The organism is Pseudomonas sp. NPDC096917 (assembly GCF_044762555.1).
Classification (GTDB): domain Bacteria; phylum Pseudomonadota; class Gammaproteobacteria; order Pseudomonadales; family Pseudomonadaceae; genus Aquipseudomonas.
Genome location: NZ_JBIWEO010000044.1, coordinates 1 through 4,049 on the forward strand (window position 1 = coordinate 1; position 4,049 = coordinate 4,049).

Sequence of the window (4,049 nt, forward strand, 5' to 3'; positions counted from 1 at the left end):
TCCAAGCGTCGGGAAGAGGTGTCGGGGGAGGCTGGAAGCTGGACAGACGGGGGTTTTCCCGACAGAATTGGCTTACCAGGTCTCGTTCCCCGCACGCAAAGCAGAGATTCCCCGAGACCTTGGCCAGAGCGATTGCCGTCGCCGCTGGCCCGAATGAAACCCTGCCTTGGCAGGGTTTTTTCGTTTTAATGCTATGTATCTATCGCCCAAAGATATTGCGTTTGCTCGCCCAGCGCAAACCCTGTGTCTTTCACAAGCTGCCGTGTGGGTCTGGCAGCAGTGCTGCCTACCAGCACGGTAGCCAACAAGGTCCACCGGACCGCGTTAGGGAATGGTCGGTTAAGTCTCATAAATAGCAGTAGACTGTAGGGCACCCTACAGACAGAACCCGACACTGCCCTACATGGCAAAACTAACCATCGGCCGCATGGCAAAAATCTACGGTTTACACCGTTCCACATTGCATGAGGCCGTGTCTAAAGGCCGCGTAACTGCTGGCCTAGACGGTAAAGGGCAAAAGGTTATCGACCTATCAGAAATGATCCGTGTTTATGGCGAACCACAGGGGATCACCCTACACCGCCCTACACTTGACCCTACACCCTCGCCCTACACTTCCCCTACACCTGAAATGGACGTCCTACACCCGGCCCTACACTCGCTGATTGAAGAGGTTCGATTGCTGCGTGCAGAGATACAAGAGCTGCAACAGTCACTTCGGCTGATCGAGCATAAACCCACCCCAAAACTTGTTTCGGCTCCGAGTCCGAAACTAGGAGGCACCGCTACTTGGGCGAATCTGCTCGACGCTCTAGATGACTAAAAGCCATCGTCAGTTCCGCAGGCGCGAAACTCCAACGAAGGTAAAATTCTCTGTGCCTGGAAAATCCGGGACGATCATCTTTGCTATCTCCTTGCACCCTCTTTGCACCCTCTTTGCACCCTCTTTGCACCCGGCTTGCCACGGTCTTCGACCTGAACGATTTTTACGCCCTTTGAACAGCCAGATTTCTCCCCTTAACAGGGTCAAAATCTCAATACACAACACGCACCTCCACATGGGAGGTTAAAACCTTGCTGGGCTTGGCTTATGGGCATTTTCAATGACTTTATGGTGCTATACATTTTCTATACAAAATGGGGATTTCAGCCATAGAAATAAGGCTTTTTATGTATATCAATTGTTATACACCGGGGCTGGGTGTCCTTGACTGTCATAACTCGACGCCAAACACCTTGATGCCTTGAGCCTCTGCAAAACGTCCCACAGCCGTTAGGCTGGCCCAGGTACGTAACGCCTCACGACGAGAGCGAACGGGCAACCAGCGCGATCCTGCGCCGCCCAAACGAATGGCCAACCCCCATTTATCACCGTGGCGGCTGACCAGTACTTCACGCACGGCTTCGCCTTCAAGCATGACTCGCAACGCATCTTCCTGAATACCCATCCTCATAAAAACGCGGCCTTAATTTTTGCTTCCTGCTTCAAAAGCACCACCAGTTCACGGCTGGGGTATTCCGCATTGAGGGCCTGAGCTTTACAGCCAAGTACATGCTCAAACGGATTAAGATCTGTGACCAATTGAGTTGCCAGGCAACGCCGACAACACACCGATCCCTCCTCGAAAAACCAATGCCTATTCCACGCTTCCAGCGGTAAGTAGGTGACGGACATTGAAAAGCACTCCTTGGCTCATGGGGGACGGTGGCAGATTGCGCGTCAGACCGCGCAGGGTGATGACGGTAGTCCAGCCCCGGGCCTTGTGGTATCCAGCGGCCGCAAAAAAGCCCACCAGAGTGGGCTTTTTTGTGGGGTGCGATTGAACATAGGGCGCGTTATTCGCACTCAAGCCCGCGACCATCCAGTCGTTATCGAAACCCGTAATTATTACTAGACCAGCAAGAATGCTTTTCTGTCTTTGATCTGTACCCAAACCCCAAACGGAATAAACTGAATACAGCTTCCAAACAAAGCCACGAAACGCAGAACCAGCAGGGTCCAAGCAAACCACCCTCCCACGTTTCGTAGAGCCTTCGGCCTTAAACATTCCGACTGAAGACGTAAACCGTTTGCATCGTTGGGACATTGAAAATGAAACTGTTTAAAACATTGATTGCCGCTTCTTTTGTCATGCTGGGCAGTCAAATAGCTTTTGCCGATGAACCTGCTGTTGAGCAATACAGCTACAGCTCACACCTCGACATCGCCAAAGTGATTCACATGGACCCCGTCCCAGACGTCTGTGAGGTGGTTCCAGTACACATGACTTATTTGGACCATCAAGGTCAGCAACACGTTATGGAATACCGAGTAATGGGTAACGGTTGTTCAAATAACTAACACTGAGTCCCAACGAGGCCTGCTCGTTGCAGGCCAAGTTAAAACGCCCCTCCATGAGGGGCGTTTTTTATGGGCCGCTGCCAGTTACCGGTAGACCTCTCGACGGTTGCCCAATTGCACCACCAGAATCCGCAAGGCACCGTCTTGAATGTCGCAAATCACCCGAAAATCGCCGACGCGATAACGCCACAACCCACCCAGCGGACCAGTCAGGGCCTTGCCCGTGCTGCGCGGGTCATCCCGGCCAACCACCCGCTCATCCATAAAATCTAGGATGCGCTTGGCCGCCTGCTTATCCAACTTGCGCAGCTGGGTCTTGGCCGTGTCGGTGTAATCAATCGTCCAAGCCAAGAGATTTCCTTACGTCCGCTGCTGAGTGCACGACCTCTTGACCTTTACGAACCCGCTCCAGGACTTCCGCCGCGAGGTAGTAATCCTCAAGGTCGGTTAAGCCGTGATCGATGATTTCGCGCAAGTAATACGCTTTGGTACGTCCGGTGCTGCTCGCCAAAAAATCAAGGCGCTGCTCGGTTTCGGGAGCCAGTCGAATGGAAGTGGCCATGCTATAGCCTCCTTTTGTGATACATGTATTCAGTATATCACAATGACAAAAAAGCCCACTCTGGTGGGCTTTTTGACATAAGCGGCGTTATTCGAAACGCAGCACCTGAGGTTAAACAATTCCATGGGCTTTTACTTAGTTGCATGATGGCACAGAGACATAGTTATATGGATAACCGCTCAAATCACATGGAAGTAACTCATGCTTCGCCACATCAATCGATTCATTCTTGGCGCTATCATAGTAGCCTTAGCCGGTTGCGCCGGTACCCCGTTTACGTTCGGACAAGCTAGTAAGGTCAAGATCGGCATGACCGAAGATCAGCTATACGAGATCATGGGCAACCCTTATATGACGGTATCCAAAGACGAGGGCCAAACTTGGGTCTATACCCATGCGACAGCATTCAGTGGCGCAAAATCTATCTCATTCGAAACGAAGAATGGTGTCGTCTCGAAGGTGCCCTATATCCCCAAGGACTTTCTTCCTAATGACTAAGACAAATAGCTTCGTCGGCTACTGAAACCAACCACCGCATATTGGGCACCTGCAATGTAGGTGCCCAATGCTCACAAAGAGCAAGAGCATTCGCTACGCTCACCAGCTCGACCCCCTAAAGGGGGACCCCCACTCGCTGGGAAAGATCCAAAGCAGGCTATAGCCCTAAGGGACAAGAGCACGAGCAATGATGGCTACGCGACGCTCTTGATGGCTCCCACTGGCGTGGGAGCCCCTACGATCAGCTTTTAAAAAAAGCGTCTCGCATGACTCCACGCAGTGAGGATTTTGTTCCAGGTGCAGTCACCCGGCTCCCACTCCCAACAGGCGTTCCAGACTTTCGGGGATTGTTTACCACTGCGCCCCCTGCCCTCTTCGGCGTCTGGCGGTTGGTGGGTTTTAGGACAGTGACAGCGCCCGTGGTTGGGTTTTTACGCTGCCCTGCCATTGCCTTCTCGCCCTTGCGGGTCGCACCTAACCGGCTATACCGGCTGCCGTGAAGAGATCCCCTTGATCGGCAGCTATTACTTTCCCGGGCCCAAAGCATCTTGATTCCAAGCGTCGGGAAGAGGTGTCGGGGGAGGCTGGAAGCTGGACAGACGGGGGTTTTCCCGACAGAATTGGCTTACCAGGTCTCGTTCCCCGCAC

Annotated in this window: 6 protein-coding genes; 2 read left to right on the forward strand and 4 right to left on the reverse strand. The window is 52.8% G+C overall.

The genetic code is table 11. From position 1 onward, the window contains the following. Positions 1-1,214: 1,214 nt before the first annotated feature. Complete coding sequence (locus ACIQYF_RS23585) at positions 1,215-1,454, reverse strand: hypothetical protein (RefSeq protein WP_402866673.1); 240 nt, start codon at positions 1,452-1,454, stop codon at positions 1,215-1,217. Beyond that, positions 1,451-1,675, reverse strand: a complete 225-nt coding sequence (locus ACIQYF_RS23590) for a hypothetical protein (RefSeq protein ID WP_402866676.1) — start codon at positions 1,673-1,675, stop codon at positions 1,451-1,453. Before ACIQYF_RS23590 ends, ACIQYF_RS23585 begins: the two co-directional genes overlap by 4 nt. A 456-nt stretch (positions 1,676-2,131) precedes the next feature. Here ACIQYF_RS23590 and ACIQYF_RS23595 point away from each other — a divergent pair, with 456 nt between their 5' ends. Continuing rightward, entirely contained in the window at positions 2,132-2,341 is a 210-nt protein-coding gene (locus tag ACIQYF_RS23595; RefSeq protein ID WP_402866685.1) for a DUF2790 domain-containing protein, read from the forward strand. Positions 2,342-2,425: 84 nt separating this feature from the next. Here ACIQYF_RS23595 and ACIQYF_RS23600 read toward each other — a convergent pair whose 3' ends face one another. Then, entirely contained in the window at positions 2,426-2,692 is a 267-nt protein-coding gene (locus ACIQYF_RS23600; protein WP_176704024.1) for a type II toxin-antitoxin system RelE/ParE family toxin, read from the reverse strand. Further along, positions 2,676-2,903, reverse strand: a complete 228-nt coding sequence (locus ACIQYF_RS23605; protein ID WP_073510839.1) for a CopG family transcriptional regulator — start codon at positions 2,901-2,903, stop codon at positions 2,676-2,678. The genes ACIQYF_RS23600 and ACIQYF_RS23605 overlap by 17 nt, the downstream gene beginning before the upstream one ends. Positions 2,904-3,104: 201 nt before the next feature. Here ACIQYF_RS23605 and bamE point away from each other — a divergent pair, with 201 nt between their 5' ends. Beyond that, positions 3,105-3,401 carry an outer membrane protein assembly factor BamE gene (gene bamE / locus ACIQYF_RS23610; RefSeq protein ID WP_402866682.1) on the forward strand — a complete coding sequence of 99 codons (297 nt, stop codon included), beginning with the start codon at positions 3,105-3,107 and terminating at the stop codon, positions 3,399-3,401. The last annotated feature ends 648 nt before the right edge of the window (positions 3,402-4,049 follow it).

Coding starts and splice junctions, on each gene's coding strand:
- ACIQYF_RS23585 (WP_402866673.1), bottom strand. CDS start 1,454: ATGAGGATGGGTATTCAGGAAGATGCGTTGCGAGTCATGCTTGAAGGC.
- ACIQYF_RS23590 (WP_402866676.1), bottom strand. CDS start 1,675: ATGTCCGTCACCTACTTACCGCTGGAAGCGTGGAATAGGCATTGGTTT.
- ACIQYF_RS23595 (WP_402866685.1), top strand. CDS start 2,132: ATGCTGGGCAGTCAAATAGCTTTTGCCGATGAACCTGCTGTTGAGCAA.
- ACIQYF_RS23605 (WP_073510839.1), bottom strand. CDS start 2,903: ATGGCCACTTCCATTCGACTGGCTCCCGAAACCGAGCAGCGCCTTGAT.
- bamE (WP_402866682.1), top strand. CDS start 3,105: ATGCTTCGCCACATCAATCGATTCATTCTTGGCGCTATCATAGTAGCC.